Origin of the sequence: Mesorhizobium sp. M0208, assembly GCF_040322015.1 — a bacterium.
In the GTDB taxonomy this organism is placed as follows: domain Bacteria; phylum Pseudomonadota; class Alphaproteobacteria; order Rhizobiales; family Rhizobiaceae; genus Mesorhizobium.
The window spans coordinates 372,923-398,574 of record NZ_JAMYSP010000001.1 but is presented as its reverse complement, the minus strand read 5'-3'; the positions used below and the strand labels follow the sequence as shown (position 1 = coordinate 398,574).

General features: G+C 62.5%; 24 protein-coding genes. 6 read left to right on the top strand and 18 right to left on the bottom strand.

The features are described from left to right. Positions 1-77 precede the first annotated feature (77 nt). From NKJ17_RS02030 to NKJ17_RS01985, 10 genes are all read right to left on the bottom strand, one after another. Complete coding sequence (locus NKJ17_RS02030; RefSeq protein ID WP_352686629.1) at positions 78-1,475, bottom strand: NAD(P)(+) transhydrogenase (Re/Si-specific) subunit beta; 1,398 nt, start codon at positions 1,473-1,475, stop codon at positions 78-80. 6 nt (positions 1,476-1,481) lie between these two features. After that, complete coding sequence (locus NKJ17_RS02025; RefSeq protein WP_302893582.1) at positions 1,482-1,904, bottom strand: NAD(P) transhydrogenase subunit alpha part 2; 423 nt, start codon at positions 1,902-1,904, stop codon at positions 1,482-1,484. Continuing rightward, on the bottom strand, positions 1,904-3,178 hold the full coding sequence (locus NKJ17_RS02020; RefSeq protein WP_352686627.1) for a Re/Si-specific NAD(P)(+) transhydrogenase subunit alpha: 1,275 nt from the start codon (positions 3,176-3,178) through the stop codon (positions 1,904-1,906). Before NKJ17_RS02020 ends, NKJ17_RS02025 begins: the two co-directional genes overlap by 1 nt. Positions 3,179-3,259: 81 nt before the next feature. Beyond that, positions 3,260-3,484 carry an aa3-type cytochrome c oxidase subunit IV gene (locus tag NKJ17_RS02015; RefSeq protein ID WP_254816044.1) on the bottom strand — a complete coding sequence of 75 codons (225 nt, stop codon included), beginning with the start codon at positions 3,482-3,484 and terminating at the stop codon, positions 3,260-3,262. 173 nt (positions 3,485-3,657) lie between these two features. After that, positions 3,658-3,807, bottom strand: coding sequence for a DUF3096 domain-containing protein (locus tag NKJ17_RS02010; RefSeq protein WP_352480107.1), 150 nt, complete (start codon positions 3,805-3,807; stop codon positions 3,658-3,660). 116 nt (positions 3,808-3,923) lie between these two features. Continuing rightward, positions 3,924-4,706, bottom strand: a complete 783-nt coding sequence (locus tag NKJ17_RS02005) for an N-acyl amino acid synthase FeeM domain-containing protein (RefSeq protein WP_352480090.1) — start codon at positions 4,704-4,706, stop codon at positions 3,924-3,926. A 149-nt stretch (positions 4,707-4,855) separates the two neighbouring features. Beyond that, on the bottom strand, positions 4,856-7,177 hold the full coding sequence (locus tag NKJ17_RS02000; protein ID WP_352505881.1) for a putative bifunctional diguanylate cyclase/phosphodiesterase: 2,322 nt from the start codon (positions 7,175-7,177) through the stop codon (positions 4,856-4,858). Between the two features lie 152 nt (positions 7,178-7,329). Beyond that, positions 7,330-10,809 (bottom strand): indolepyruvate ferredoxin oxidoreductase family protein, encoded by a 3,480-nt coding sequence (locus tag NKJ17_RS01995; RefSeq protein ID WP_352505882.1) that lies wholly within the window; start codon positions 10,807-10,809, stop codon positions 7,330-7,332. Positions 10,810-11,033: 224 nt separating this feature from the next. Next, a complete protein-coding gene (locus NKJ17_RS01990; protein ID WP_352505883.1) occupies positions 11,034-11,564 on the bottom strand; it encodes a hypothetical protein in 531 nt (176 codons plus the stop codon). Then, on the bottom strand, positions 11,557-12,165 hold the full coding sequence (locus tag NKJ17_RS01985) for a CGNR zinc finger domain-containing protein (RefSeq protein WP_352505884.1): 609 nt from the start codon (positions 12,163-12,165) through the stop codon (positions 11,557-11,559). The genes NKJ17_RS01990 and NKJ17_RS01985 overlap by 8 nt, the downstream gene beginning before the upstream one ends. 138 nt (positions 12,166-12,303) lie before the next feature. Between NKJ17_RS01985 and NKJ17_RS01980 the strand changes: the two genes are divergently transcribed. The 4 genes from NKJ17_RS01980 to NKJ17_RS01965 all read left to right on the top strand — a co-directional run bounded on the left by NKJ17_RS01980 (position 12,304) and on the right by NKJ17_RS01965 (position 16,824). Further along, on the top strand, positions 12,304-13,209 hold the full coding sequence (locus tag NKJ17_RS01980) for a branched-chain amino acid ABC transporter permease (RefSeq protein ID WP_352505885.1): 906 nt from the start codon (positions 12,304-12,306) through the stop codon (positions 13,207-13,209). A 197-nt stretch (positions 13,210-13,406) separates the two neighbouring features. Continuing rightward, positions 13,407-13,991: a TRAP transporter small permease subunit gene (locus tag NKJ17_RS01975; RefSeq protein ID WP_352505886.1), complete on the top strand. Its 585-nt coding sequence runs from the start codon at positions 13,407-13,409 to the stop codon at positions 13,989-13,991. Next, positions 13,991-15,769, top strand: coding sequence for a TRAP transporter large permease (locus NKJ17_RS01970; RefSeq protein WP_352506052.1), 1,779 nt, complete (start codon positions 13,991-13,993; stop codon positions 15,767-15,769). The genes NKJ17_RS01975 and NKJ17_RS01970 overlap by 1 nt, the downstream gene beginning before the upstream one ends. Positions 15,770-15,801: 32 nt before the next feature. Beyond that, the gene (locus tag NKJ17_RS01965; RefSeq protein WP_352505887.1) at positions 15,802-16,824 is read left to right on the top strand and encodes a zinc-dependent alcohol dehydrogenase family protein; all 1,023 of its coding nucleotides are present in this window, start codon (positions 15,802-15,804) and stop codon (positions 16,822-16,824) included. Between the two features lie 66 nt (positions 16,825-16,890). On the opposite strand, the gene NKJ17_RS01960 is transcribed toward NKJ17_RS01965, so the two are convergent. Then, positions 16,891-18,000, bottom strand: a complete 1,110-nt coding sequence (locus tag NKJ17_RS01960) for a TRAP transporter substrate-binding protein (RefSeq protein ID WP_254816035.1) — start codon at positions 17,998-18,000, stop codon at positions 16,891-16,893. A 284-nt stretch (positions 18,001-18,284) separates the two neighbouring features. Here NKJ17_RS01960 and NKJ17_RS01955 point away from each other — a divergent pair, with 284 nt between their 5' ends. After that, positions 18,285-19,058, top strand: a complete 774-nt coding sequence (locus NKJ17_RS01955; protein WP_352480083.1) for a gamma-glutamyl-gamma-aminobutyrate hydrolase family protein — start codon at positions 18,285-18,287, stop codon at positions 19,056-19,058. A 6-nt stretch (positions 19,059-19,064) separates the two neighbouring features. Here the strand turns inward: NKJ17_RS01955 and NKJ17_RS01950 are convergent, their stop codons facing one another. The 5 genes from NKJ17_RS01950 to NKJ17_RS01930 form a co-directional block, all read right to left on the bottom strand. Then, positions 19,065-19,460: a hypothetical protein gene (locus tag NKJ17_RS01950; protein ID WP_352480082.1), complete on the bottom strand. Its 396-nt coding sequence runs from the start codon at positions 19,458-19,460 to the stop codon at positions 19,065-19,067. A gap of 152 nt (positions 19,461-19,612) precedes the next feature. Further along, a complete protein-coding gene (locus NKJ17_RS01945; protein ID WP_352505888.1) occupies positions 19,613-20,593 on the bottom strand; it encodes a 2-hydroxyacid dehydrogenase in 981 nt (326 codons plus the stop codon). Beyond that, the gene (locus NKJ17_RS01940) at positions 20,590-21,612 is read right to left on the bottom strand and encodes a LacI family DNA-binding transcriptional regulator (protein ID WP_023676245.1); all 1,023 of its coding nucleotides are present in this window, start codon (positions 21,610-21,612) and stop codon (positions 20,590-20,592) included. Before NKJ17_RS01940 ends, NKJ17_RS01945 begins: the two co-directional genes overlap by 4 nt. A 68-nt stretch (positions 21,613-21,680) precedes the next feature. Continuing rightward, positions 21,681-22,565 carry a DMT family transporter gene (locus tag NKJ17_RS01935; RefSeq protein WP_352505889.1) on the bottom strand — a complete coding sequence of 295 codons (885 nt, stop codon included), beginning with the start codon at positions 22,563-22,565 and terminating at the stop codon, positions 21,681-21,683. Positions 22,566-22,741: 176 nt separating this feature from the next. After that, on the bottom strand, positions 22,742-23,149 hold the full coding sequence (locus tag NKJ17_RS01930) for a DUF2000 family protein (RefSeq protein WP_352505890.1): 408 nt from the start codon (positions 23,147-23,149) through the stop codon (positions 22,742-22,744). Between the two features lie 50 nt (positions 23,150-23,199). On the opposite strand from NKJ17_RS01930, the gene NKJ17_RS01925 reads away from it, so the two are divergent. After that, on the top strand, positions 23,200-24,072 hold the full coding sequence (locus tag NKJ17_RS01925) for an AraC family transcriptional regulator (RefSeq protein ID WP_352686621.1): 873 nt from the start codon (positions 23,200-23,202) through the stop codon (positions 24,070-24,072). Between the two features lies 1 nt (position 24,073). On the opposite strand, the gene NKJ17_RS01920 is transcribed toward NKJ17_RS01925, so the two are convergent. Beyond that, on the bottom strand, positions 24,074-24,556 hold the full coding sequence (locus tag NKJ17_RS01920; protein WP_352686618.1) for a MarR family winged helix-turn-helix transcriptional regulator: 483 nt from the start codon (positions 24,554-24,556) through the stop codon (positions 24,074-24,076). Positions 24,557-24,758: 202 nt separating this feature from the next. After that, positions 24,759-25,481 carry an intradiol ring-cleavage dioxygenase gene (locus tag NKJ17_RS01915; protein ID WP_352686615.1) on the bottom strand — a complete coding sequence of 241 codons (723 nt, stop codon included), beginning with the start codon at positions 25,479-25,481 and terminating at the stop codon, positions 24,759-24,761. Positions 25,482-25,652 lie beyond the last annotated feature (171 nt).

Sequence of the window (25,652 nt, the reverse complement as noted above, 5' to 3'; positions counted from 1 at the left end):
GGTAACAGCCAAGAAAAAGCCCGGCGCGGAGCCGAGCTGTATTCGACGATCGGCAGTGAATTGGCAACGAGGCCTTTTCAGTGATCCATGGCCTTGACGATCTCCTCGGTCATCTTCTTGGCGTCGCCGAGCAGCATCATGGTGCCGTCCTTGTAGAACAGCGTGTTGTCGATGCCGGCATAGCCGGAGCCAAGCGAGCGCTTGACGAACAGGCAAGTGCGCGCCTTGTCGACGTCGAGGATCGGCATGCCGTAGATCGGTGAGGACTTGTCGTCACGAGCCGAGGGATTGGTGACGTCGTTGGCGCCGATGACATAGGCGACGTCGGCCTGCGCGAACTCAGAGTTGATGTCCTCCAACTCGAACACTTCGTCATAAGGCACGTTGGCTTCGGCCAAGAGCACGTTCATGTGGCCGGGCATGCGGCCGGCGACGGGGTGGATGGCGTATTTGACGTCGACGCCGTTGGCCTTGAGCTTGTCGGCCATCTCGCGCAGCGCGTGCTGCGCCTGGGCGACGGCCATGCCGTAGCCCGGCACGATGATGACCTTTTGCGCATTCATCATCAGATAGGCGGCATCCTCGGCCGAGCCCTGCTTGACCGTGCGCTCGATGCCGTCGTTGGCAATGGCTGATGTCTCGCCGCCGAAGCCACCGAGGATGACCGAGATGAAGCTCCGGTTCATGCCTTTGCACATGATGTAGGACAGGATGGCGCCCGATGAACCGACCAGAGCGCCGGTGATGATCAGCGCCAGATTGCCGAGCGTGAAACCGAGTGCGGCGGCGGCCCAGCCGGAATAGGAATTCAGCATCGACACCACCACCGGCATATCGGCGCCGCCGATCGGGATGATGAGAAGGACGCCCAGCACCAGCGAGCCGGCAACGATCAGCCAGAACACCAGCTTGGACTCGGTGGTGACGAGCAGCACGATCAGCACGATCAGCGCAATGCCCAGGGCCGCGTTGATGAAGTGGCGGCCACCGATCATGATCGGCTTGCCCGACATGCGGCCGTCGAGCTTCAAGAAAGCGATGACCGAGCCGGTGAAAGTGATGGCGCCGATGGCAACGCCGAGGCTCATCTCGATCAGCGCCTGGGCATGAATATCGGCGACGGTGCCGATGCCGAAGCTTTCCGGTGCATAGATGGCGGCGGCCGCCACCATGACCGCAGCAAGACCGACCAGCGAGTGAAAGGCGGCGACCAGCTGCGGCATCGAGGTCATGGCGATGCGCCGTGCCGTGATCGCACCGACCGAGCCGCCGATCAGCAGCCCGAGCACGATCAGCGCGAAGCGGCCGGCGGAAGGGGTGGCCAGAGCCAGCGTCGTGGCGATGGCAATGCCCATACCGATCATGCCGTACATGTTGCCCTGGCGGCTGGTGGTCGGATGCGACAGGCCGCGCAATGCCAGGATGAACAGGATGCCGGAGACCAGATAGAGGAAGGAAGCGAAGTTGGCGTTCATAGCGGCCTACTTTTCCTTCTTCTTGTACATAGCCAGCATGCGCTGGGTGACGAGGAAGCCGCCGAAGATGTTGACCGATACCAGCATCAGCGCAACGAAGCCGAAGCCGGTGGCGATGCCCGAGGCCGAGATGCCGACGGCCAGCAACGCGCCGACTACGATGACGGAGGAAATGGCGTTGGTGACGGCCATCAATGGCGTGTGCAGCGCCGGCGTCACCGACCAGACGACGTAGTAGCCGACGAAGATCGCCAGCACGAAGATGGCGAAGCGGAAGACGAAGGGATCGATGGCACCGCCGGACAGCGCGTGAGCGGCGTCACCCGCCGCTTCGGTGCCGGGCGCGGCGGCTAGGTTCTGAACCGCGAGCCGCACGGCAGCTGTCGCCTGGTCGAGCTGGTCGAGGGCTTTCTGCAGAGTCTGATCCATCACGCGATCCCTCCGGTGGTCTTGGGCTTCCTCGAAGCGGCTGGTCTCTTCGCAGCCGGCTTCGCCGAAGCCTCGGCAACCATCGTCCTCGCCGGAATGGCCGGTGGTTCGACATGTTGGCCCTTTGGTGGCTCCTGTTCAGCCCTGACGAACGCGGGATGCACGACCTTGCCGGCATCGGTCAGCATGGTTGCCTTGACCAGCTCGTCGTCGCGGTTGATGGCAAGCGTCTTCGTCGCCTTATCGACCAGCGTCTCAAGGAAGGCATAGAGGTTCCTGGCATAGAGAAGCGAGGCCGAGGCGGCGACGCGACCGGGAACGTTGAGATGGCCGACGATCTTTACCCCGTTGGCGGTGGTCACCACCTTCCCGGGCACGGCGCCCTCGACATTGCCGCCGCGCTCGACCGCGAGGTCGACGATCACGGAGCCGGGTTTCATCGACGCGACCATCGCCGCCGAAACCAGCTTCGGCGCTGGCCGGCCGGGGATCAGCGCCGTGGTGATGACGATGTCCTGCTTGGCGATGTGCTCGGCGGTCAGCGCCGCCTGCTTGGCCTGGTACTCCTTCGACATTTCCTTGGCGTAGCCGCCAGCCGTCTCGGCCGCCTTGAACTCCTCGTCCTCGACGGCCAGGAATTTTGCGCCGAGCGAGGCGACCTGCTCCTTGGCGGCCGGGCGCACGTCGGTGGCGGTGACCACGGCGCCGAGGCGGCGCGCGGTGGCGATGGCCTGCAGACCGGCGACGCCGACGCCCATGACGAACGCCTTCGCAGCCGGCACCGTGCCAGCCGCCGTCATCATCATCGGCAACGCCCGGTCATATTCGGCAGCCGCATCGATCACCGCCTGGTAGCCGGCGAGGTTGGCCTGGCTGGATAGAACGTCCATCGATTGCGCCCGGGTGATGCGCGGCATGAACTCCATGGAGAAGGCAGTAACACCGGCCCTGGCAAGGGCTGCGACGGCAGCATCGTTGCCATAGGGATCCATGATGGCGATGACGGCGGCGCCGGACTTGTAGCCCTTCAGCTCGACGTCCATGGGGCGGCGCACCTTTAGCACCACGTCGGCCTTGGCAGCATCGCCGGCTTTGCCGATCGCGGCGCCCGCCTTGGCAAACTCCTCGTCGGGAATGCGCGACGCCGTGCCGGCGCCGGTTTCCACGGTTACGTCGAAACCCAGCGCTGCCAGCCGCTTCACCGTATCGGGCGAGGCCGCGACGCGAGGCTCGTTTGCGTCGAGCTCACGAGGGATGAAAACCGTCTGTCCCACCGCACGATCCTTTCGGCCGGAACCCTGTTACCGCAAGACACCGACCGTCCGCGGCGGCGCCTTCGACAAAGGTTGGAGGAGTTATCGGAGAATAAAGGCGCCGATGGCCAGGATCAGCACGAACAGGATAGTCGCCGAGAAGAAGCCGCCCACAAAGAAGCCGAACGCCATGGCAAGAAGCACGGCGGCGCAAAATAGCGACCCATATTTGGCCAGCATCACAAAGCCGGCATAGGTGCGGTCGTGCTCGGCATAGTCCATCTTCGCGCCCAGTTCGACAGGACCGGTCGGCGTATGTTCAGCCATTGGAATACCCCTTCGAAGACATCTTTCAGGCACATAGCGAAAAGCCGCGTTAAGGGCAATGGCGCTATTGCCGCATCGCCGCAGCCAACAATCTCAAGCAAAACTTGAAATCGCTGCGCGGAGCGCGGCGATACCAATCCTAATGGATGGCAGGTCCGCTATTGCCGATGTCGTTAGCCGGCGAGATGCGGGAACAGACCGAGCAGGCCGACAACGATCAGATAAAGGGCGACGATATAATTGAGTAGCCGCGGGATCACCAGGATCAGCACGCCTGCAATCAGCGAGATAAGCGGGGTAAGGGCGAGCGTGGAAATGGTCATATCGGTTCCTTTGATCGGATCGCTATCGAAGCGGTGCGTGATGGATGTCGGCCATGCCGACCTACCAACACCCTTGCCCAGAACGCCGAAGCGATCGGAAGGCTCCATGGGCTCGTTCAGGCGGCTTCGCGAAAATACTTGGCGGTGGGCAGGATGGTCAGCGGCGCGAGTTCGCCGGCGCCGGGCTTATCGAACAACATGCGCTGCTCCATCGGCGTCGAACGGAAGAACGGAAAGCGAGCGTAGGTTTCATTCTTGATCGCCAGGACATCGGCCTGATAAAGCAGCGCAAAACAGTTGATCACGCCGGCATAGGGCCGCGCATCACCGATCGGTCGCGCCCGATAGATGCGCTTGTAGAAAGCCGCATGGTCCTCACGGATCATGGATATGCAATAAGGCGCGCCGAAATGGAAGCACGCCATGCCGGCAAGGCGCAGCGTCACATACGGGATCTGAGGGTAAAGCCGTGACCATTCGGCGTCCACGGCAAAACGGCTCGGGTCGATAAAGACTTCGCCGGCCGCCAGACGCGGCATCAACAAGTCCTTGTATACGCTGAGCGCTGGTGATGTGGCGTTATCAGCAGACACGTCATGCAGGCGCATCGTGCTGACCAGCCGCCCCTCGATGTAGATTCCAAACGTATGGCAATTGGGCAGTTCGTCAAACTCGTCATGGACCTGACGGGACGCATTCTCGGGCACCAGATCGTTCATCCGATAGGAATTGTAGCGCAGCCTGTAAATGCTTTCGAAGTCCTCGCCGCTTTCACAGCGTCGGTACTCCGTCCGGTCAAGCAGCGCATAGACATGTTGCGCGAAGCTGGACATGGTCTCGGACGCATCTTTCCCACCAGCGCCCGCCGCATGGCCGAGCGAACTCAACTGGGCACACATGAACTCTATTCCCCGCGATTGCCGCCACCAGCCGACACTACGGACGGGTCATGAGATGTAAAGATGAAAATAAGTAGGAGGTCGTTTACCGCCCGTTAAGGTTAATAATTAATAAAATTATACTAAAATACGCGGTTTTCAGCGCGAAGTCAGCGCCGCGGCGCCTTCCTTGCCGTCTGGATGTCCTTGGCGAAAGGCCAGACGGTGCTCGACATGGTCTCGATGCCGGACGCGCTGAGCGCAGATCCGAACAGAAAGCCCTGGACCAGGTCCGGCTTGACCTGCAATGCCAGGATCTTGAGCTGTTCGAAGGTCTCGACACCTTCGACAGTGACTGAAAGTCCCAGCGGTCGCGACAGGTTGACGATGCCCTTCAGCAATTCGAGCGACCGGCTGTTCTGGGTGACGTCGATCAGGAACGAGCGATCGATCTTGATCTTGTCGAGCGGCAGCTTGTGGAGATAGCTCAGGCTCGAATAGCCGGTACCGAAATCGTCGAGCGCAATGCGCACGCCGAGCCGCTTCAACTCCTCGATATATTGGCGTGTCAGCGACTTGTCGTCGAGCAGCGCCGTCTCGGTGACCTCGATCTCCAGACGTCCGGCGGAAAGACCGGATTCAGCTAGCGCGTCGCGAACCTTCTGGATGACATCACGGTTGCGGAAATCCTTGGCCGAGAGATTGACCGACACGCTGGTCTGGGCCGGCCATTTCGCGCATTCCGTGCAGGCCGCATGCAGGACGAAGGTGCTGATGTCGGAAATAATCCCCATTTCCTCCGCCAGCGGAATAAAGATACCGGGGGAAATCGGCCCGAGATCGGGATGATCCCAGCGGCACAGCGCTTCGCAACTGGCGATACGCATCGTGCTCATCGCCACGATCGGCTGATAGACCACCCGCAATTCGTTGTTTTCCACGGCGCTGCGCAGGTCCGCCTTCATCAGCTGACGGCTGCGGAAGGCAGCATCCATGGAGGCCTCGAACAGCCGCCAACCGTTCTTGCCAAGCTCCTTGGCCTTGTAGAGTGCAAGGTCGGCTTTGACGATCATGGCGTCGACGTCGGTATCCTTGACCCGCGACAGCACCGCGCCGCCGCTGGCCTGGATGCGTAATCCGTGGCCGGCGACATCGACCTCGCCCTGTAGATTGACAAAGATCTCATCAACCTGGCCGATCAGGTGGCTTTCATCCTCGATGCGCTCGAAGAAGATCATGAACTCGTCGCCGCCGAAGCGGCTGACGGTGATGCCTGGCCCAGCGACCGCGGCCAGCCGCTCAGCAACGGCGTAGATCAATCCGTCGCCGACCGGATGGCCGAGCGTGTCATTGACGCTCTTAAAATCGTCGAGGTCGAGCACCACCAGCCCGCAGAGACGCGCGGGATCCCCTGAGGCCATGGCTTCCACCACCAACTCGTGGAAGTAGCCGCGGTTGGGCAGGCCGGTGAGACTGTCGTAGCGCGCCATGAAGCGGATCTTGTCTTCCGCCTCGACCCGGGCGGTCACATCCTCGAAAGTGACGACGCCCAGTTCCTGGCTGCCTTCGCGCGCCGAAAATTCATAGTGCTGGCCGTTGGTGAGCGAGACCAGGACCTTGCGGTCGCGGCCCTCGCGCAACGCACGCGTCAGTTGGGCTTCGATGTAACGGCAATCTTTCGGCGCCAGCATGCCGCCTGCAGCGCCGCGCATCAGCAGACCGTGGATCGAGCGGCCGAGCAGCGCATCGGCCGATTTGAGCGACATCAGGTGCGCGGCTTCGGCATTGGCCACCGCAACCCGGCCGTCGGGACCAAGCATGACAAGGCCATGCGACATGGTATTGAGCGCGCGGTTGAAACGCTGCGCGATGCGGTTCGCCTTCTTTTCCTCCGACAGGGCGGTAAACAGGACTTCGCGGACGATGTCGGCGAATCGCTTGATTGCAAACAGAAAAGGGGCCGACATCAGACCGAGGATAATGTGGTAGATATCGCCGCGCAGGATAAAGCCAAGCGATATGGGCCATGTGGTGGTAATGATAAAAATCATGACCATGCGCGGCGACCCATAATTGCGGCCGGCAATCGACGTGACCGATGCAAGAGTGACGCAGACAGAGGCTATTTCGGCATAGTTGTCGTGGCTGTCATTTGCCAGATAGATACTAACGAAACAGAACGCGCCAAGCATAAAACCATGCATCGAACCGAAAATTATGTAATCATTTTCGCGATCATGGGCTTCTTCCCACGTCGTCGGGGAAGGAAGTCGCCCGTATTTCCGGATGTTGCGAAGGCGCAGAGTACCGACGATGATGAGCCCAGCAGCAACCAAAAGATACGCCAGGTCCATGGTCTTCCAATAGACCAGAATGACGAGAAGTGTCTGCGCAACAAGGCCGATCGACAGCGTGAACCCGTCGCGAAACAGTGTTTCCACGAACGGAATGTAAACGTCGACCGGAATCTCGTTTTTTCGTCTCAGATGCACGCCTGGATCCCAACCCTGGGGAACCCAGCAGTGTCACATTGGCCTTAAGAAAGGTTTAGAGCGGCGTTTCGAGCCCTGCCGTCATCCATTGGTGACGCTGCGGAAGCAGGGAAACTACAGTTCAGGTAAACAAGGGGTATCAGAGCGCGGAATCATTCGGCGGCTTGAAGTTGCGGCCGCAGCGGCGCCCTCGAGAGGCGGTCGAGTAGACGCTGGCGTTCGCCGGCGGCTTTTTCGGCACTGGCCTGCTTGACGCGGCCAAAGCCGCGGATGAGCGCCGGTACCGAAACAAGCGCGGCAGCGGCCTCGATCTTGCCCGGCGTCAGCGCGCCGGCGACAAGCTCCAGGTCGGCTTCATAGAGGGCAAGAAGCTGCCGCTCCATACGCCTCTCGGCGCTGTAGCCGAACAGGTCGAAAGCGGTGCCGCGCAGGCCCTTCATCGCCGCCAGCAGGCGGAACCCGTTCATCATCCACGGGCCAAAGCTCGATTTCTTCGGCTTCCCGTCACTGCCGCGCCTGCCCATGATCGGCGGTGCGAGATGGAATTCGAGCTTGCCGTAGCTCTGGAACTGCTTTGCGAGCTCCGCGGCAAAGGAGCCGTCCGTATAAAGCCGCGCCACCTCGTATTCGTCCTTGATCGCCATCAGCTTGAACAGGTTCTTTGCGGCAGCCTCGGTCACCACGGTCGACCCGGGCACAGCATCGGTTTCGGCCTTGCGCAGCGCCGCCAGTCTGTCGGCATAGCGTTTGCCATAGGCGGCGTTCTGATAGGCGGTCAGGAAGGTGACGCGGCGGGCAATGATGTCGTCCAGCGTCTCGGCAATGGCGGCAGGCTGCGTGGCCTTGCCCGGCTGGGCGAGAAGGCCACGCACGAAATCCGGCTGGTGGGCGGCGCGGCGGCCCCAGCGAAATGCCGCGACATTCATCGCCACCGCCTCGCCGTTGAGTTCGATCGCCTTCTCGACCGCCTCCGCCGACAGCGGCAGGCCGCCATGCTGGAAGGCGAAGCCGAGCATGAACATGTTGGCGCCAAGCGAGCTGCCGAACAGCGCGGTGGCGGTGCGGGTGGCGTCGAAGAAATGCGCCTTGTCGTCGCCTGCGGCCGTTCTTATCGCTTTCTTCAGCCGCTCGACGGGCAGCGAGAAATCGGCCGAACGGGCGAACTCGCCCGGCATGATCTCGGCGGTGTTGGCGAGGAAGATGGTATGGCCTTCGCGCACCGCGGCCAGCACCTTCTTGGCACCCGAAACGACGAGATCGCAGCCAAGCACGAGGTCGGCCTTGCCGGCCGATACCCGAATGGCGTGGATGTCGTCCGGCGTGCGGGCGATGCGGACATGGGTGAACACGGAGCCGCCCTTCTGGGCGAGGCCGGCCATGTCGATCATGCCGCAGCCCTTGCCTTCCAGGTGCGCGGCCATGCCTAGCACCGCGCCTATGGTGACGACGCCGGTGCCGCCGACACCGTCGATGATCGCCGCCCAGCCTTGTTCACCGAGCGTAAATTGCGCCGGCGCCGGCACCCCCGCGAGCGGGTCGGCCGCGCCGGCTATGCCTTCGGCTTTCCTGATTTTGGCGCCGTGGACGGTGACGAAGGACGGGCAGAAACCGTTGACGCAAGAGAAGTCCTTGTTGCAGCTCGACTGGTCGATCTTGCGCTTGCGGCCGAATTCGGTCTCGACCGGCTGGATCGAGACGCAATTCGACTGCACGCCGCAATCGCCGCAGCCTTCGCAGACCAGCTCGTTGATGAAGATACGCTTGTCGGGATCGGGGAAGGTGCCGCGCTTGCGCCGACGACGCTTCTCGGCAGCGCAAGTCTGGTCGTAGAGCAGCACCGAGACGCCTTTGACCGAGCGCAACTCGCGCTGGATGAGATCGAGGTCGTCGCGGTGATGGATAGTGGCGCCGGCGGGAAATTCCACCTTGCCGGTATATTTGTCCGGCTCGTCGGTGACGATGGCGATGCGCTGGACGCCCTCGGCGCGCACCTGCCTGGCGATCATGTCCACCGTCAGGCCGCCTTCGTGCGGCTGCCCGCCGGTCATCGCGACGGCGTCATTGTAGAGGATCTTGTAGGTGATGTTGGCGTCGGTCGACAGCGCGAAGCGGATCGCCAGCACGCCCGAATGGTTGTAGGTGCCATCGCCCAGGTTCTGGAAGATGTGCTCGCGCTTCGAGAACGGCGCCTGGCCGACCCACTGCGCGCCCTCGCCGCCCATGGCGGTGAAGCCTACGGTATTGCGGTCCATCCATAACGCCATGAAATGACAGCCGATTCCGGCGGCGGCGAGCGAGCCGTCCGGCACCTTGGTCGAGGAATTGTGTGGGCAGCCGGAGCAGAAGAACGGCGTGCGCGAGGCGATGTCTGACGTGTCGGCCAGCATCGCCTGGAACTGTCGCAACTTCGCCACCCGCGCGGCGATTTCCTCCGACGGGCCGATCGTTCGCAAAATCCTCTCGCCGAGCGCGATGGCAATATCGTTGGGGTCGAGCGCGCCCTTGGCCGGGAACAGCCAGTCGCCGCGCTCGTCCTTCTTGCCGATGATGACCGGCTGCGTCGCGGTGCCGTAAAGGTTCTCGCGCAGTTGCACCTCGATCAGCGAGCGTTTCTCCTCGACGACGACGATGGTATCGAGGCCGCGAGCAAAGTCGGCGACGTGCTGCAGGTCGAGCGGCCACGGGCAGCCGACCTTGAACAGCCTGATGCCGATACGATTGGCGGCCGCTTCGTCGATGCCGATATCCTCCAGCGCCTGGCGAACGTCGAGATAACTCTTGCCGATGGTGACGATGCCAAGCCTGGCGCTGCTGCCGCCCGAATAGACGATCCGGTTCAGCCCATTGGCGTGGATGAAGGCGGAAGCTGCGGCGCGCTTGTATTCATGCAACCGCTCCTCCTGGCCGAGCATGTCGATCTCGTTACGGATGTTGAGGCCGCCGGGCGGCATGTCGAAGTCCGGGACGACGATATCTAGCCGGTCGAGCGCGGCATCGACCGAGGCCGTCGATTCGATGTTGTCCTTGACGCATTTGATCGCCGCCCAGGTGCCGGCAAAACGCGACATGGCAAAGCCGTAGAGGCCGTAGTCGATGATCTCCTGGACGCCGGCAGGATTGAGGATCGGCACCATGGTGTCGACGAACAGGAACTCGGTGGCATGCGCGTTGGTCGAGGATTCGGCCATGTGGTCGTCACCCATCAGGGCTAACACGCCGCCATGTTTCGACGACCCGGCGAGATTGGCGTGGCGGAACACGTCGCCGGAGCGGTCGACGCCCGGACCCTTGCCGTACCAGACCGAAAAAACGCCGTCATGGGTACCCTCGCCCAGCAATTCCGCCTGCTGCGAGCCCCAGCACGCGGTGGCGGCGAGCTCCTCGTTGAGACCGGGCTGGAAGACGATGTCCGACTGCGCGAGCTGGTTTCTGGCCTTCCACAGCTGCATGTCGAGGCCGCCGAGCGGCGAGCCACGATAGCCGGAGACGAAACCGGCGGTGTTCAGGCCAGCCCGGCGGTCGCGCTCGCGCTGCATCAGAAGCATGCGGATGACTGCCTGGGCGCCCGACAGGAAGATGCGCTCCCTTGCCAGGTCGAACTTGTCGTCGAGCGCGACGTTGTGCAGCGTCATCAGGCGTTTCCTGTGCGGAGACCGTGCCAGGAGATGCACGGCCAACGTCGGAGTCGAGTGCCTACAGTCTTTCTTCCCTTGCCGGGGAGGTCAAACAAAATCGAAGGTGCCAGGCGGTCCGCAACAAACGATCGGTGCGCGGCCGTGTGGCGCCACGAAACGCCTGTCGGGGAGGATGGCCGAGCACGAAAACTCCGGCGGCGGTCGGTGCCGCTGGTGACGCATCATGCAGCCTTTGGGCAACTGGGCTTCGGTTCACCGGGCAGCTTGCCGTCGACGTGGCCGGCCAAGTCCTTGTTGAGCTCGTAGACTGGCCCGACCACCAGGGGCCGGTCGGGCAGGACCGACTGGTCGAGCGAGGACGTCAGAGTGGTCTCGAAACTCTGCAGCAATTTGCCGCTGGAATCCTCGATGCGGATCGACACCGCATAGGGCTTGTCCTTGACAACGCAGGTGAGCGGCGGGCTGGTGAGCGTCACATGCGGCAGCTTCGGCCATATTTTCTGGGTGACGATGATCGGATCACCACCGGCCGGGTTCTGGAAGGACACCACGGCGACCTGCCCCTCACCCACCGGCCGCAGCGGATTGAGGGTGATGACGTAGGTGGCGATACCCAGCCGGTAGTTGAACTCGAACAGCTTCCCGGAAATGGCGAACAGCTGGTCCTTGCCGGAATCCCGGCAGGCGCCGAGCGCGGCCGCCGCGAACAACGCCGCGACGACAATCATCGCGCGCGAATATTTCTTAGGCATTGGTGACCTCCCTGGCCGCGGTCCGGCGGCGATAGTATCGGTTTGCCTTCTGGCGGTTGCCGCACACCGCCATGTCGCACCAGAGGCGGCTGGAATTGCGGCTTTTGTCGACAAACAGCCAGCTGCAGTTCGGACATATCCTCAGCCTGGCGATGGTGTCGCTGCGCAGCAGCGACAGCGCCGAGACCGCAAGCGCCGCCTCGAAGGCGATCGGCGTTGCCGGATCGCCGAACGGTTTTCCGGGCGTGCCGATTTCGGTGCGGCCATCGGCGAGGCCATCGGCGCAGGCTTCCAGGAATTCAGGCATGTCGGCGGTGTCGATCGCACCGTTCGATACCGCGCCACGAAACAGCCGATCGGTCGTCTCGCGAATCGACAGCACCACCGGTGCGATCTTTTCAGGCGCCGGCGCTACGAGCCGCCTGCCGCCGAGCTCGGCGGCGCGAAAGCCACTCGCGGCTTCGGCAAAGCGGGCGATCTCGGCCGGATCGTCGAAACGGTCGAAAGTTTCCTCCGGATCGTTCCGCAAAACGACGGTATTCGCCGTGTCGAGCGCCAGCATGCCACCGGTGAAGCGGTGCGGAGTCCAGGATACTGTCATATCGCGAATCTAACCGATAAATCGCGTTTGACAAGTTAGATTCCGGGTGCAACGCTCGTCAGTGAGGCGATCGCCGTATCGAGAATGTCGTTCGTCCCAAGCCCCGCCCCGATGTGGGGCATGCATCGAGGGTCTTGCATGCTCTATTTCTTCCAGCAGGTTCTGAACGGGCTGCATTCGGGCGCGCTCTACGCATTGCTTGCCTTCGGCTACGTGCTGACCAACGGCATCCTGCACCGCACCAATCTTGCCTATGGCGCGCTGTTCGCCTTTTGCGGCCATACGATGATCCTCAGCGCGGCGTTCGGCTATCAGGCGCTGTGGCTGACGCTGTTTGCATCGGTCTCGCTCGGCGTAGCGGCGGCATTCCTCTATGCGGCGCTGCTCAGCCATGTCCTGTCGCGAAGCATCTTCGAACCGCTGGCCGCCCGCTCGCCCAACGCCATCGTGGTGACGACGCTCGGCATATTGCTGGTCTTGTCGGAAGCCAGCCGCATCGCCGCCGACACCCATGACCTATGGTTGCCGCCAATGCTGGCCCAGACCATCGTCTTCGCGCAGAATGCCAGCTTCAAGGCGACGTTGACACTGATTCAGTTGCTCGATTGCGCCGCCGTGCTGGCGGCTATTTCGCTGGCTGCGTGGGGGTTCACACATTCCAGCTTCGGCCGAAGCTGGCGTGCCGTATCCGACGATCCAAAGGCCGCTGCGATGTGCGGCGTCGATGTCCGCGCGGTGTTTCGGCGTGCGGTGCTTTTCGGCGGCCTTTGCGCGGCAATGGCTGGCGTGCTCGCCGCCTTCTACTACGGCAACATCAGCTTCGGCACAGGGTTGGTCTACGGGTTGAAAATCCTGTTCGTGACCGCAGTGGGCGGCTATCTCTCGCCTTTGCGGGCGGCACTGGGCGCCGCCGCTTTCGGCATGGCCGAATCGCTATGGGCCGGCTATTTCCCGCTCGAATGGCGGGACGGCTGGATGTACCTGTTCCTCGTCGCCATGCTTGTGCTGATCGGCTCCGGCCGCGACCAACAGAAGATCGCCTGAGCCGCATCCGACTTTGGTTGGATGACATGTCCCCTGGACATGCAAAGGACGCGGCAGCATTTTGCCGGCGGCCACCTCACAACTGTGTTTATGCGGGCTGTCCGATGTTGACCCGCCGAACCACGCACTGCATACCGTTGGTCCACAGCGACGCGACGGACAGGGAACCGGCGCGCTCCGACACAAGGGAGGAATGCATGGCAGGGCTTCTCGCTCTTTCCAGAGCCATTGACCGTTTGAACGAATTCATCGGCAAATGGGTTTCGTGGCTGATCCTGCTGGCGATCCTGGTAAGCGCCGCCAACGCCGTGATCCGCAAGGTGTTCGACATGTCCTCGAACGCCTGGCTGGAATTGCAGTGGTATCTGTTCGGCGCCGCCTTCATGCTGGCCGCCGCCTACACTCTGAAGCAGAACGACCATATTCGCATCGATATCGTCTACGGCATGTTCTCGCGCCGCGTGCAGCACTGGATCGACCTTTTCGGTCACGTCTTCTTCCTGATGCCGTTCGTGACGTCGATGGTCGTCTATTTCGTTCCCTATGTGTCGCTGTCGTATCGCAGCGGCGAGATGTCGAACAATTCCGGCGGGCTGATCATCTGGCCGGCGAAGGCGATTCTGCTGGCCGGCTTTTTTCTGCTCGCGCTGCAGGGCATTTCCGAGATCATCAAGAAGATCGCCATCATGCGCGGTCAGATGGACGATCCCACTCCGTTCATATCGGTGCATGAGCAGGCCGAGCTAGAAGCCAAGGCGCTCGTGGAAGAGGTGCGCTCGTGATCGAGTTCATCGCCCAGAACATGGCGCCGATCATGTTCGCCTCGCTGGTCGTCTTCCTGCTGATCGGCTACCCCGTCGCCTTCTCGCTTGCCGCCAACGGCCTGATGTTCTTCTTCATCGGCGTGCTGCTGTCGCCCTATTCGGGCGGCTCCATCAATCTCGCCTGGCCGTTGCTGCACGCGTTGCCGGATAATTTCTATGGCAGCCGGGTGATGTCGAACGATACGCTGCTGGCGATCCCGTTCTTCACCTTCATGGGCATCGTGCTCGAACGATCCGGCATGGCCGAAGACCTGCTCGACACCATCGGCCAGCTGTTCGGACCGGTCCGTGGTGGCCTTGCCTATGCGGTGATTTTCGTCGGCGCGCTGCTTGCCGCGACGACCGGCGTGGTGGCGGCCTCTGTCATTGCCATGGGTCTGATTTCGCTGCCGATCATGCTGCGCTACGGCTACGACCGGCGGCTGGCATCCGGCGTCATTGCCGCGTCCGGGACGCTCGCCCAGATCATCCCGCCGTCGCTGGTGCTGATCGTCCTGGCCGACCAGCTCGGCCGCTCGGTCGGCGATATGTATAAGGGAGCGCTGATCCCCGGGCTCATTTTGACCGGCATCTACATGCTCTACATCCTGCTCATGTCGATCTTCCGGCCGAAGTCGATGCCGGCCCTGCCGCTGGAGGCCCGCACGCTCGGCCACGGCGTGCTGTCGCTGCTGGCGGCGGTGCTGGCGGCGGTGGTGGTTTCCTATGCGGCGTATCGCTACCTTGCGCCGAACCATGGCGGCGACGCCGATATCCTCGGCGCCACTATTGGCGTCATCTTCATCTATGTCGTGGCGATCGTCGACCAGCGCCTGAAGATCAACCTGATGTCGAGGCTGGCGCAGCAGGTGATCATCGTCCTGATCCCGCCGCTGGCGCTGATCTTCCTGGTGCTGGGCACCATCTTCCTCGGCATCGCCACGCCGACGGAAGGCGGCGCCATGGGCGCCGTCGGCGCGCTGGCAATGGCCGCGATGAAGGGGCGGCTGTCGCTCGACGTGGTCAAGCAGGCGCTGGCCTCGACGACCAGGCTGTCGTCCTTCGTTCTGTTCATCCTGATCGGCGCGCGGGTGTTCTCGCTGACCTTTTACGGGGTCAATGGCCACATCTGGGTCGAGCACCTGTTGACCTCGCTGCCGGGCGGTGAAGTCGGTTTCCTGATTGGCGTCAACATCCTCGTCTTCGTGCTCGCCTTCTTCCTCGACTTTTTCGAGCTTGCCTTCATCATCGTTCCGCTTTTGGCACCGGCGGCCGACAAGCTCGGCATCGACCTGATCTGGTTCGGCGTGCTTTTAGGCGTCAACATGCAGACCTCCTTCATGCATCCGCCCTTCGGCTTCGCGCTGTTTTATCTGCGCTCGGTCGCCGCGCGCGTGCCCTATCTCGACCGGCTCACCGGCAAGCAGATCGCGCCGGTCACCACAGGGCAGATCTATTGGGGCGCAGTGCCCTTCGTCTGTATCCAGGTGATCATGATCGGCCTGACCATCGCCTTCCCGCAGATGGTGATGCACTACAAAGGCACCGTCGTCGATCCGGGCACCATCAACTACCAGGTGCCGGAAACGCCTGGCATCGGCTTGTCGCCGCTTGGCACGCCGCCGGCCAACGGCGGCACTGCCCCGGCCTCACCTTCCACACCGGATTTGTCGCAGCCGCCGAGCTTCGACGAAAAGCCGCCCGCGAAGCCGGCGGCACCGGCAATCGATCTGTCGCAACCCCCGAGTTTCAACTGAGGCGAGTTTCAACTGAGGAAGGCCCGGCAGCCATGAAGGCGGTTCGGTTGGAGCGAGTGGGCGGCCTCGCCGTGTGCGAGGTCGAGAAACCGACTGCCGGGCCAGACGAGCTGCTGGTACGGATCGAGGCGTGCGGCGTCTGCGGCACCGACAGACATCTTTTCCATGGTGAATTCCCGTGCACGCCGCCGGTGACGCTCGGGCATGAATTCTCCGGCATCGTCGAGGCGATCGGACCTGCCGTATCCGGCTTTTCGGTCGGCGACCGCGTCAGCGGCGATCCCAATATTGCCTGCGGGCGCTGCGCGCATTGTCAGGCGGGCCGAGTCAATCTCTGCAGCAATCTGCGTGCCATCGGCATCCATCGCGACGGCGGCTTTGCTGAATATCTTGCCTTGCCGCAGAAACAGGCCTTCGTCTTGCCAGGCGATCTGAAGCCTACGCATGGTGCTTTCTGCGAGCCGCTCGGTTGCTGCCTGCATGGCGTGGACCTTGCCGCGATCAAACCAGGCTCGTCGGTCGCGGTGCTCGGCGGCGGCGTGATCGGCCTGCTCACCGTTCAGCTGGCAAAGCTCGCCGGTGCGACGACCATCATCCTGTCGACGCGTCAGGCCTCGCGGCGGGCTCTTGCCGAGCAACTTGGCGCAACGGCGACGCTCGATCCCGGCGCCTTCGATGTCACCGATGCGATCGTAGGCCGGTCGGGTTTGATGCCGGGCGGCGTCGACGTGGTGTTCGAATGCGCAGGCGCGAAAGACACTGTTGAGCAGGCGATGCGGCTGGCCAAAGCGGGCGGCACAATTGTCGTCGTCGGCGTTATGCCGCAAGGCATGAAAGCGGCGTTCGAACCGTTCGACCTGCTGTTCCGCGAGTTGAAGGTCCTGGGCTCCTTCCTCAATCCCTTTACCCATCGCCGGGCCGCCGATCTTATCGCTTCGGGGGCTATCGAGGTAGACCGGCTGATATCGCGGCAGGTCACGCTTGAAGAGTCAGCTGCAGTGATCGCCAATCCGCCTGCGCCAGGCGAGGTCAAGGTTCTGGTGGTGCCCGGCTGATCGCAAACGGATTGCGCTGCGGCGCCAGCGTCCCGAAGGAACGCCGGCGCCGCAGAGCAGCAAGGTTCAGAGCCTGCTGTTGCGCTGCTGGACCATCATGAAGGTGTCGTAGTTGTACTCGGCCACCTGCGCCCAGAGATAATGCTCCTTGCGGAACGCCTTGATCGAGTCCCAGATCTTCTTGAACGGCGCGTTCGAGGCTTCCATCTCGGCATAGACCTCGTTGGCCTTTTCGAAGCAGGCGGCCATGATCTCCTGGCTGAACGGACTCAACTTGGCGCCGCCGGCAACCAGCCGCTTCACCGCCGCCGGGTTGAGGTAGTCGTATTTCTGCAGCATGTTGGCATCGGCCGCTTGGGCGGCAGTGTGCACCAGCGACTTGTAAGCCGGCGAAAGTTCGTCGTATTTCGCCTTGTTGAACATCAGATGGACGGTCGGTCCACCTTCCCACCAGCCGGGATAGTAGTAATAGGGCGCAACCTTGTAGAAGCCGAGCTTCTCGTCATCATAAGGGCCAACCCATTCGGCGGCATCGATCGTGCCCTTTTCCAGCGCCGGATAAATGTCGCCACCGGCGATCTGCTGCGGAACCACGCCGAGCCTTTGCACCACTTTGCCGGCAAAACCGCCGATGCGCATCTTGAGGCCGGAAAGGTCGGCAACCGTTTTGATCTCCTTGCGAAACCAGCCGCCCATCTGCACGCCGGTATTGCCGCCCGGCAGCCCGAACAGACCCTGCGTCGCCAGGAACTCGTTGAACAGATCGATGCCCCCGCCATGATAGTGCCAGGCGTTGATGCCGCGCGCGTTGAGCGAAAACGGAACCGCCGCTCCCAGCGCCCAGGTCGGGTCCTTGCCCCAGTAATAGTATGCCACAGTATGGCAGGCCTCGACCGTGCCGGCTGTGGTGGCATCGGCGGCCTGCAGGCCGGGAACGAGTTCGCCGGAGGCGAAGACCTGGACCTGGAAGTTGCCGTCGGTCGCCTCCGAAAGCATCTTGGAAAACACTTCGGCACCGCCGTAGATCGTATCGAGCGACTTCGGGAAGGACGACGCCAGCCGCCAGGTTACTTTCGGATTGGACTGGGCGATGGCCGGCGCAGCAAGTGTCGCGGCAGCGGCCGCAGCGCCGAAACCGGTGGTGCCGGCCTTGCGGATGAACGAACGACGATCCATGAAGTTCCTCCCGTTTGGATCAACTGACCGACGTTCGGGACGCTTCGGCGCCCGCATCGGCTTCGAGCCGACAATACACAGGCAAGGAGTCGAGTCCAGCGCGGCAGCCCGGTTTGAGTGGCGCATTTCGGAGAAATTCACGGCGTTGGGCCAGATCTTGCAACTATAGTCTAACGTCGATTAACTGGCCTACGCGACACGCCGAAACTTGCCATGGAAATGCGCCTTCGGATCGCCTATTTTGCAGGCAGATAATTCGTTGCACCCGATGGGATCCGGACCAAATGCACCAGCCGCTCGTCGCCATATCGACCGACGTCCGCCAGTTCGACAATTACACCTGGCATGCCGCGCCGCAGCAATATCTTGAAGCGGCGCTTTCAGGGGCAGGCGTGTTCCCGCTGCTGGTACCGTCCTTCGGCGACCGGCTCGACTTCGATGAACTGCTTTCCGCCGTCGACGGCGTCATGGTCACCGGTTCGAAGTCCAACGTTCATCCCTCGCTCTACGGCGGTGACGCCAGTGAAGCCAATGGTCCCTACGACCCCGCCCGCGACGCCACCACGCTGCCGCTGATCCGCAGGGCGGTGGAGCGCGGAGTACCGCTGCTCGCGATCTGCCGCGGCATCCAGGAGATGAATGTGGCGCTGGGTGGCACGCTGGCCACTGAAATCCAGGAACGCGCCGGTTCGCTCGATCATCGTGCGCCTGCAAGCGACAATCAGGACGAACGCTTCGCCATCCGCCAGAGCGTGTCGATAAAACCCGGCAGCTGCCTGGCCGGGGTCTTCGGCGCCGGCGACATCATGGTCAATTCGGTGCATCGCCAGGCTGTCGACCGGCTTGGCCCAAAGCTGCAGGTCGAAGCGGTCGCCGCCGACGGCACTGTCGAGGCGGTCTCGGTGCGCGATGCACGCGCTTTCGCCGTCGGCGTCCAGTGGCATCCCGAATACTGGGTCAAATCGGACAGCATCTCGGTAAAGATATTTCGCGCTTTCGGTGACGCCGTGCGGCTGCATCAGGCGGCGAAATCGGGTGCGCGCGCCGCGGCGGAATAGGGCTCGTCAGTTGCCGGCCGACGCCAGGGTCAGCAGCGGCAGCACCGGCGCGTAGGATTCGTAACCGTCGCCATCGGCGACCGAGAACATGACGATCGGATCGTTGCCGTTGGCGCTGAATGTGACCGTGCCGTCATCCTGCTCTCGCCAGAACTTCGCCTGCTCGACACCGGGCAACACCCGGCGGCAATTCGCGGCGACCGTCAACAGCGACAGGCCTTGCGAAATCTCGGCGCCACGGGTGACCGCACAAGACGCCTCGTCACCATGGGCTACCAGCCTGTAGGTGCTGGACGAAGGTGCTGGCTCACTGGCTGCGCGGCTTTGACCGCTACCGGCGTAAAACAGCTGGACGCTGCCTAACAGCGCAGCAATCGCCATCAATGCGGGAAGCGTTTTCATCCTGTTTCTCCGCGCATTTCAAGCGCGCCGTGTTCGATGTCATCAGGAGGAGGCGCGCTTCATCTTGCTGCCATGTGCTGTCAAGGGGACATACACTAGCCAAGGAGGCAGAATGATTCCGAAGGGTTAAGCTGAAGTTAACAATAGGGCGGTCACGGCCTCGCCTTGACGTTTGCCGTCTCCGGCACCGGCGTCAGCGCCTTGCGCTGCGAAAACCACGAGACCAGATTGTCGACGCACAGGTCCGCCATGGCGCGGCGGGTGTGCTGCGAGGCCGAGCCGACATGAGGCAAAAGCGAGGTGTTGGGCGCGGCAAGCAACGCCGCAGGCACGTTCGGCTCGTCGGCAAAAACGTCTAGCCCGGCAGCGGCGATGCTGCCGCTGGCAAGTGCGGCGGCAAGAGTTGGTTCGTCGACCGTGCTGCCCCTGCCGATATTGACGAAGACGCCGTTCGGCCCCAGAGCCGAGAGGATTTCGGCATTGACGGCCTTGTCCGTCGAGGCCCCGCCGGGCGCCACCGAGATCAGCGTGTCGACCGCCTCGGCGAGACCTTTCAGCGTCGGGTGATAGTCATAGGGCAGGCCTTCGACGCGGCGCCGGTTGTGATAGGCGATGGGCAGTCCGAAAGCATCGAGCCGGCGGGCAATGGCGAGTCCGATGCGGCCCATGCCGAAGATGCCGACACGGCGACCGCGCAAAGTCAGCCGGCTCAGTGGATAGTTGCCGTTGCGCAGCCAACTTCCGTCGCGCAGCCACGCCTCGGCGCGCGGCAGTTCGCGGATGGTATTGATCAACAGGCCGAGCGCCGTATCGGCGACCTCTTCGGTCAGCACATCCGGTGTGTTGGTGACCATGATGCCGCGCCGTGCGGCGTGGTGGACATCGACCGAATCATAGCCGACGCCGAAATTGGCGATAATCTCGAGCTTTGGCAGCGCGTCCATCAACGCGGCGCTTATGCCGCCAAAGGCGGCTATGCCGCGCACCGTAAGGCGCATCTCGTCGGTGACCAGCGACGGATCGGCGCGTTCGATCCGGACGCGGCTGAACGCCCCGTCGATGCGGCCGACCGCATGGTCGTTGAACTGGCCCGGCACCAGAATGGTAACAGCTTGCTGGTCGGTTTTTGTCATGCACGTTCCACCGGTTTGCCGGTCGACTGGCGCACATGCAGTTCCGGCTTGATCAGTTCCTGCGACGGCCGCACCGTCTGTCCGTTGAGTTTGTCGAGCAGCGCGCTGGCAGCGCGGCGGCCAACCTCACGCTGGCCGTTCCAGACCGTGGTTAGCGCCGGCGTCGCGATCGCCGCCTCCTCGAGGTCGTCATAGCCAGTGACCGAAATGTCGATGCCCGGCACCAGACCAGCGCGGGCAATGCCGTTCATCAGGCCGATGGCGACGAGGTCGTTCCAGCAGCAGGCCGCGGTCGGCCTGTCCTTTAGCGCCAGGAACTGCCCGGCAGCCTCGAAGCCGGCCTGCTTGGTGCGCGGGCCGGCGATGCGCCAGGACGGCCTGACCTCAAGCCCCGCCGCCTCCATGGCGTTGACATATCCCTGATAGCGGTCGCGGCCGGTCGACGTCTGATCGGTACCGCCGATCATTGCGATGCGCTTGTGGCCAAGCGAGATCAGATGGTTGGTGGCAAGCCCGGTGCCATAGGCATCGTCGCCGCGAAACACCGGCACGTCGGCACCTTCGACGGTGCGTGCAATCAGCACTGCCGGGAGACCGTTCTCCTCGGCCATGATTATGTCTTCGGGCGGCGTGCCGATGGCCGGCGACATGATGACCCCGTCAGCGCCGAGCTGCAGAAGCGTGTCGATGAAAGTGCGTTGTTTCTCGAGCTGGTCGTAGTGGTTCGACAGGATGAAGGTTTGCCGGCTGCGGTCGAGCTCGCTCTCTATCGAACGCAATATCTCGGCAAAGAACGGGTTCATGATGTCGTGGACGACAACGCCGACTATGCCCGAGCGCGAGGTGCGCAGGCTGGCGGCGCGGCGGTTGTAGATATAGCCGATGGCGCGGGCATGTTCCTTGATGCGGTCGCGGGTGCCGCCGGCGACCAGCGGGCTGTCGCGCAAGGCCAGCGAGACCGTGGCCGTGGACACGCCGAGCGCATCCGCGATGGTCGAAAGCTTGATCTTCTGTGCCAGCGCCCTGCGCTCCCGAAGCAATTTAAACTGTTTAAAGGCCGGCTCTTATGCCATCGATTCCGAGCAAATCAAAGTTTTTTTGCCAGCGCTTCCGCCTCCGCGTCCAGCGTCGCGCGGTTACGCAAACGAAGCCGGTGCTCACGGTGAACGATGTAGAGGCCGCTGGCGACGATGACTGTGGCACCGACCAGCGTCCAGCCATCGGGAAACTGGTTGAAGACGATCAGGCCGGAGATGATCATCCAGATCATCTGCGAATAGGGATAGGGAGCCAGGGCCGTGGTGGTGGCAAGGCGATAGGCCTGCACAAGAAGCCAATGACCGATGGCGCCGAAGACGCCAAGCATCAGCAATATGAACCAGTGCCAGCCATCCTGCGGCAGCGAAGGCGAAAACGGCAGTGTCGGCAAAAGCAGCACGGCCGGCGCCAGCGCCGAAAACAGGATGAGGCTTTCGGAGGTTTCCGTAGCCGACATGCGGCGCGTCATGATGACGTAGAAACTGTTCGACAGCATCGAGCCGAGCGCAAAGAGATGGCCGACGCCAAAAAGGCCGACGCCCGGCCGGGTGATGACGAGGACGCCGATAAAGCCGCTCATGATCGCCAGCCAGCGCCGCCAGCCGGCCCATTCGCCGAGCAACGGACCGGCAAGCGCGGTGATCACCATCGGGCCGAAGAAGTAGATCGAGGTGGTTTCCGCCAGTTGCAGCGTCCGCAGCGCTAGAATGTTGAACATCGTCGATCCGAACAGGAGCAGACCGCGCGTGATGTGCGCCGGCAGGTTGGCGGGACGAAAGCGCAGCGGCTCACGCCATCCGCGCAGAAAAACGCCGACGATCAGCACATGGACCGCGAAGCGGGTCCACGCGACGATCAGCGCCGAGACGCCGGCCAGGACAAGGTACTTGCTGCTGGTGTCGAGGAAGGTGAAAAACACATAGACGGAAAGCATGCACAGGATCGCCGCCGGCGATGTCGCGCTTTCGTCATGTCTTGGGGAAGCATTCAATTTCAGGCCGGACGGGAAGCAAGGCAGTCCTTCACCCATGCGGGAATTGTCGCCTGCGGGCAAGCCAAAAGAGGCTGGCACAACGACAGGCTAAGGTTTTGTTGCTGGTGGCCGACGAGTCAAGCGTGCATGCGGGCACCCTTGGTGATCCTGTCGACGAGTTTCTTTTCGGCGCGAAGCGCGATGCCGACCACCTTGGCGTCCTCCGGCGCAAACTCGGCAAAGACGGCACGGTTGGCCAGATCATAACCAGTCGAAAACATTTCCTCGACATAGAGCGATACCGTCACACCACGCTCCAGCGCCCGCCGCTGGATCGCGCCGAGCGTCTGGCCGTCCGCCGAAAGCACGATGACCGGCTGGATCGACAGCGGGTTGTAGATGTTGCCGGCGCGATCACGGTAGGGGTCGCCGATAATGTCGGGAAATTGCGCGACGATGCCGCTGGTCAGAAAGGCGGTGACATTGAGCTTTTGCCAGACGGGAAGATCATCCTTGAGCACGATTGCAAATTTCGTATCGAACATGCGACAGTTTCCAATCCGAAAGGGGCCAATCCGAGGCTGCGAGAAAAGCGATGCCGCACGGTCTAGACGGGGAAGCCTTTCAGGGTCTTGGACGTTTGTGCGTGGATGCAGCCGAAAACTGCATCGTACCGGCACCCCGTGCTGCCGGCATGGAACGCATCGAGGCCCGGTTCCACGGCAACGCCTTCGATCTCCATCGCCACGACACCTATGCGATCGGGGTGACGCTTTATGGCGTGCAGCGCTTCCGCTATCGCGGCCAAATGCATCAGAGCTTGCCTGGCCAGATCATTATCCTTCATCCCGACGAACTGCACGATGGCGGTGCCGGTACCGAAGACGGCTTGCGATACAGAATGCTCTATTTGGAGCCGTCTCTGATGCTCGATTGTCTCGGCGGCGGATCACTGCCGTTCGTCAGGAATGCCGTTGTGACAGACCGCGATCTCCGCGCGACGCTGCTTTCGGCGCTCGGGCCGCTGGATCAGCAACTGGACGAGCTGTTTGTCGTCGATTTCATGACGCAGCTTATGCAAAGCCTGGCCCGGCACGCCGGTCAGCCGGCGAAACCGGTAGCGAAAACGGCGTGGCGCGCCGCCAGCCTGGCGCGCGACTATCTGGAGGAAAATCTCGCGCGGATTGTACGTTCAGACGAATTGGAGGCGATAACCGGATTGGATCGTTATGCCCTGTCGCGGCATTTTCGCGCGACCTTCTCGACCAGCCCGCACCGGTTCCTGTTGATGCGCCGGCTTCAGCGAGCCCGTCGGATGATCGAAGCCGACGAGCCGCTGGCGCAAATCGCCATCGCCGCCGGCTTCAGTGATCAAAGCCATTTCAATCGGCATTTCAAGAAGGCGTTCGGCGTCACACCGGGACGTTGGTCGGCACTGACGCGGCGGCCGTCAGCGGCGAACGCGTGAGCTATTCAAGCATCTTTTCTTCTATATCCAGGTCGTCATCCGGGAGCACCATTTCGCCGTTCGACAGGTTCGCCTCGACGCGGGCAAGCAGCTTGAACAGCGCTTTCTGATCCTTCTTGTCGAGACCCTTCAATGCCTGCTTTTCGGTCTTCTTCACCGATTTCTCGATGGCGTGGATGATTTCGCGGCCGGTGTCGGTGAGGAAAATATGCGCCTGGCGGGCATCGGCGGAGGAGGCGCGCTTTTCCAGAAAACCCTGTGCCTGCAGCCGGTTGATGGTCTTGGTGATGGTCGGCGGACGCACGCCGAGGCGGCCGGCAAGGTTGCCGGGCGTCTGCCCGTCCTCGCGGTCGAGCGCCAGCATGATCTGGTCCTGGCCGGCATAGAAACCATGCGCCAGAAGCCGGGCGGCGAGCGCCGTGCGCGCCAGCCGCGCCGCCGAATGCAGCCGGCTCATTGTTGCAGTCTTGTCCGCCTTGGCCATGCTCATCCCTCCTCGGCCGAACCGGAGCGGACAGCATAGAAGCAGGCCGCCGGTTGGCAATGACCATCGAAAACATTCCGGCTCGGAAAATAGCTTTGCCGGCAAGCATCGCGGTGTTCGCCGTGGCTAATGCCAGATGTTTATTTCAGTTAGATGACAAACGACTTTCTGGAAGGGCTGGATGGGACATGACGAGGCGTTCTCAACCGGCCTTCACCGCGACCACCATCAAGGCCTGAAAGGCGTCCGCCATTTCCCGCAGCGCTGCCTGCGACAGCAGCCCGGCCTGCCGCGCAATGCCGTCCCGCGCGTTCGATGTATCGCGTTTGCCCGGGCGATCTTTATAGGGCGCGACGGTGGCGAATATCTGCTCGCTGAGGCTGTCGGGGAAGAACATCTGGCCGGTCATTACCGAGCGGTCGTCAGGGAAAATCTTGAAATGGATGTGGGTGGTGCGGCCGCGATACCAGCCGGGATAGATGGTGGCGAAAGAAGCGATGCCGCTTTCATCGGTTCTCTGCCAGCCCCGCAGAAAACTCTGGCCGGACGTGTCGATATCCTGCCCGTCGCCCTGTCCGGGATAACCGGAATAGGCGCCCTGGGCGTCGCAATGCCAGATGTCGACGCGTGCGCCGGGAAGCGGCCGGCAGGCGGCGTCGACGATTTGCAGCCGCACATTGAGGGCGATGCCCTTCTTGCCCTCGGTGATATCGGCGCGTTCGAGCTTCGGGTCGAAATAGAACGGCCCTTCGGCGACCTCGGGCGTGATGGCGCAGACGCCGGCACCGGCTTCGAACAAAGCAAGCCCGGCATAGGGCGAAACCTTCCCGGCCCTTGCACCGGCGGGCAGGAATATGCCGCCAGCGGTAACCGCAACGAGACGGAGCGCCTGCCGACGGCTTAGTGGCAAGGACTTGTCGGACATCTGGCGTCTCTTCAATGCGAACAGCCCTCGTGAATGACCCTTTGCCTGTCTAAGCCCACCGCCAACCCGCGCCAATGAAAGTTCGGCAATGTGAGGAAAGTTCGGCAATACCAGCCTCTCTTTGGTCCACCGGTTTGGCTCGTGCAAAAGCCGAGCACACATCCTATATGG